Source organism: Nitrososphaerota archaeon (genome assembly GCA_016872055.1).
GTDB lineage: Archaea > Thermoproteota > Nitrososphaeria > Nitrososphaerales > Nitrosopumilaceae > Nitrosotenuis.
Genome location: VHBH01000026.1, coordinates 1 through 3,556, shown reverse-complemented (window position 1 = coordinate 3,556; position 3,556 = coordinate 1). Strand labels below are relative to the sequence as shown.

Sequence of the window (3,556 nt, the reverse complement as noted above, 5' to 3'; positions counted from 1 at the left end):
GCATCCTAATGTGACTTGAAAAATAAGCGAGTCTGCCTCAGATGGCGGCCTGTACAGAGGATAATCATAGTTTAGCATCATGTCTAATTTGACGTGTGATTGGTAATATTATTTTGCCTATGCACAAATATGTTTTTCTAGTTTCTGCCTCCAATTTCTCAATGGCAAATGATCCTTATGCAAAGCGTCTGCCTTGGTTTGTGTTTGCCGGCTCAAGAGGAGGTGTGAACAGGTTCAGACTAATCCAGACGATTCAAAAACCCCACTCAATGCAAACCAACTCGCAAAGAAGATGGGTGTAGTTTGCAGGGCAATCATGCATCATGCGATGGTTTTGGAAAAAATAACCTACTTTTTAATGTGATATCTTTTCTCACACGAGATTTTCACATATTTGCTTGGCGATCATATTGCCGAGATTGCAGGAATATTGCTATTTCTTAAAATCACAATGAATTAGGCAATATCACATGAAAAAATTGTTAGATCAGAGATCAGTCTTCTGAAATAATTTTTTTGTAATCATTTTCAAATGTATGATCCCCGTTTAACAAATTTTTTGCAAAACTAATTGTCATCATTAGATATATTATCTAGTTTAATCTTGATTATGAAATATGGATTATCATAGTTTTCATGGAAAAAATATTCCTCACATAGAAGTAAATCCGGACATGAAAATTGATGATCTGGTGGATATCTATGCAAGTTCGGGCTTCAATGCAAGACAGCTGGGAGAAGCTGCAAAGTTATTCCGTAAGATGATTGAAGATGATGCAACAATCTGTCTTACTATTGCTGGTGCCATGACGCCTGTTGGATTTGGAGGGCTGTTCAAGGCCCTCATCGAAAAAGGATTTGTCGACTGGATAGTTTCTACGGGCTCTAACTTGTATCACGAGGATCATTTTGCATGGAATCTGCCTGTCAAACAAGGGCATTTTGAGGTTGATGACATGATTTTGTACCAAAAAGACATTGTCCGAATTAGAGACGTCTACATCAAAGGCGAAGAGACCCTAAAAAAACAAGACACCATCGTGCAAAAAATGTTCGAAAACAACTTATTTGAAAAACCATTCACTACTGCGGAATTTGCAAACTGGATGGGTAAATATTCAAAAGAACACTCAATGCACCCAGAACGCAGTTTTGTAGTATCTGCATATGATTATGATGTACCGCTTTACATCTCAACTCTGAAGGATTCATCGCTTGCACTTGATCTAGCACCACTCAGACTTGCCAACAAGCCATTCTCAGTTGACTTTGTAAGGGAGATAATTGAGCAGGCTGCAATTCTGTATAATTCAAAAAAAGCAGGAATTGTGGAAATTGGCGGAGGTGTTCCCAAAAACACTGCACAGCAGACTGGGCCACTGTTAGACCAAATCTTAGGCCTAGGCCATGGTGGGCAAAACTATATCATCCAAATAACTGATGCCAGGCCAGATACTGGAGGCCTGTCTGGCGCTACTCTTCAAGAAGGCAAGAGCTGGGGCAAAGTGAAGAACTCTCACGAAGACGTAATTGTGGTTTATGCAGATGCCACAATAGCGTTTCCGGTTTTGTGTCTCTATGCTCTTAGCATGGAAGGTCCAAGAAAACCAAAACGACTATACAAAAAGCTGGATCAATACTATCAAAAACTATCTGATGACTATTTCAGCAAAGGTAAAAAGTAAATTTTTCACTGTTTTACCAAACCTTTAGGCACGAATATAACGACAAACCTTCTGTGAGAACCATACTCAAATAACTTGAGATTTCAAGAAATTTATAATGCATTCCAAACTACAATGGAATGGAAGGTAATCGAGCAGTAAAAGACATTTCAATAAAAGACGGCGATGACATTCAGAGCATATTTAATCAAATGTCACTGTCTGGCGGCTTTGAATCAAGAAATCTTACTGACGGCCTTGAGATTCTCTCAACAATGATAAATGACAAAGAATGCGTCAAGTTTCTCTCATTTGTTGCAGCAATCACATCCACTGGACTACGGGGAATAATTGCTGACATGCTCAAGAAAAAAATGTTTGATGTTGTAATTACTACATGCGGCGCGCTAGATCATGACATTGCACGATATTTCTCGAATTATCTGGAAGGATCATTTACTCTAGACGATGCAGATCTTTTGGAAAAAAATATCCACAGACTGGGTAACGTGCTTGTCCCAATGGAAAGCTACGGCCCAATAATTGAGGAAAAGATGCAGGCATTTTTGGAAGCAGCCTACAAGTCAGGTAAAAGGGAAATGTCCACTGCAGACATTGCCAGAATGATAGGCGAAAACTTGGGAGAAGGCTCATTTTTGTACTGGGCAGCCAAGAATAACATTCCAGTAGTGGTGCCTGGAATAGTGGATGGTGCAGTGGGAAGCCAGATCTGGATGTTTGCCCAAAAACACAGCGATTTCAAACTTAATATGGTGGCCGACGGCGAGCTTCTGTCCTCACTTGTATTCAAGGCAAAAAAGTCCGGCGCCTTCATGATGGGTGGCGGAATATCAAAACATCATACCCTTTGGTGGAACCAGTATCGTGACGGCCTTGACTATGCTGTTTATGTCACCACTGCACAAGAGTTTGATGGAAGCCTTAGCGGCGCACTTGTCAGAGAGGCAATTTCATGGGGCAAGGTAACACAAAATGCAAAACAAACCACAATCCATGCAGAAATAACCACAATCCTGCCGTTTCTTTATTCTGCGCTTTTATCTAGAGTAAAATAGACCAAAATCAATTACAATAGTTCGTGTGTAGGTATCAAAAGCCACTAAATGTCTATACGTCTTCTTTTTTTTCTAGTGTATTCTAAAACAATGTAAAAATTTCTTGAAAGTGCGGCGAGATAGTAAATGCCTGTATTTGAAGCATCAAAGGCCTTTAGCTATTTGTAATATGACATTCAAGTTGGATTTATTTCCAAGCTTATTTTGATATTTCATGATGCAGAAAAATTATCGTCAGTACATAGTACTAAACAAAAATCTGATCATTGCGTTTCTTGTCGCAATCATTGTATCTGCCATTGTGGCACAGATTTTGTCTGATCAGGCAAGCTACATAAATTCTACATATACGGTGGTGATTGACTTTGTTGTATTCTACTCGACGTTTTCTTTTTTGTTTTATTTTGATAATCGCAAAAAATACCGTACCGAATCAGGCAATCTTGACAAAGCAAGACTCAAAAAAGATCTACTGAAAATAATCTCCTCACTAGGTGTGGCAGAAATTGTTTATACCATATCGCGATGGGCACTGCAATATTATTTTCTAAATCTGGAATATGAGGCGTATCTGGCATCGATCATCGCACATATCCTCTCTACCATACTATACATGATAGTTGTAAATGTGAGTGTGAAAATAACGAGGCTATACAAAGATGGAACTTAGTGCTTTTGTGGATGGTTCTGGAGGGGACAATTCCGGCTATGGTTATTTCATAAAGGAAACGGGCGAATCCTTCTATGAGAAAAAGCCCGGAATCACAAACAATCAGGCGGAATATCTAGGAATAATATCGGTATTGGAAAAATTTG

At 39.2% G+C, this 3,556-nt stretch carries 4 protein-coding genes; all 4 read left to right on the top strand.

Annotated elements, in window-relative coordinates; genetic code table 11:
* Positions 1–617 precede the first annotated feature (617 nt).
* Positions 618–1,685, top strand: coding sequence for a deoxyhypusine synthase (locus FJ354_07130; protein MBM3906423.1), 1,068 nt, complete (start codon positions 618–620; stop codon positions 1,683–1,685).
* Between the two features lie 119 nt (positions 1,686–1,804).
* Entirely contained in the window at positions 1,805–2,740 is a 936-nt protein-coding gene (locus tag FJ354_07125; GenBank protein MBM3906422.1) for a deoxyhypusine synthase, read from the top strand.
* A gap of 217 nt (positions 2,741–2,957) precedes the next feature.
* Positions 2,958–3,410 carry a hypothetical protein gene (locus tag FJ354_07120; protein ID MBM3906421.1) on the top strand — a complete coding sequence of 151 codons (453 nt, stop codon included), beginning with the start codon at positions 2,958–2,960 and terminating at the stop codon, positions 3,408–3,410.
* Positions 3,400–3,556 (top strand): ribonuclease HI (locus FJ354_07115; protein MBM3906420.1); only part of this gene is annotated, 157 nt, incomplete at its 3' end. The genes FJ354_07120 and FJ354_07115, both read left to right, overlap by 11 nt.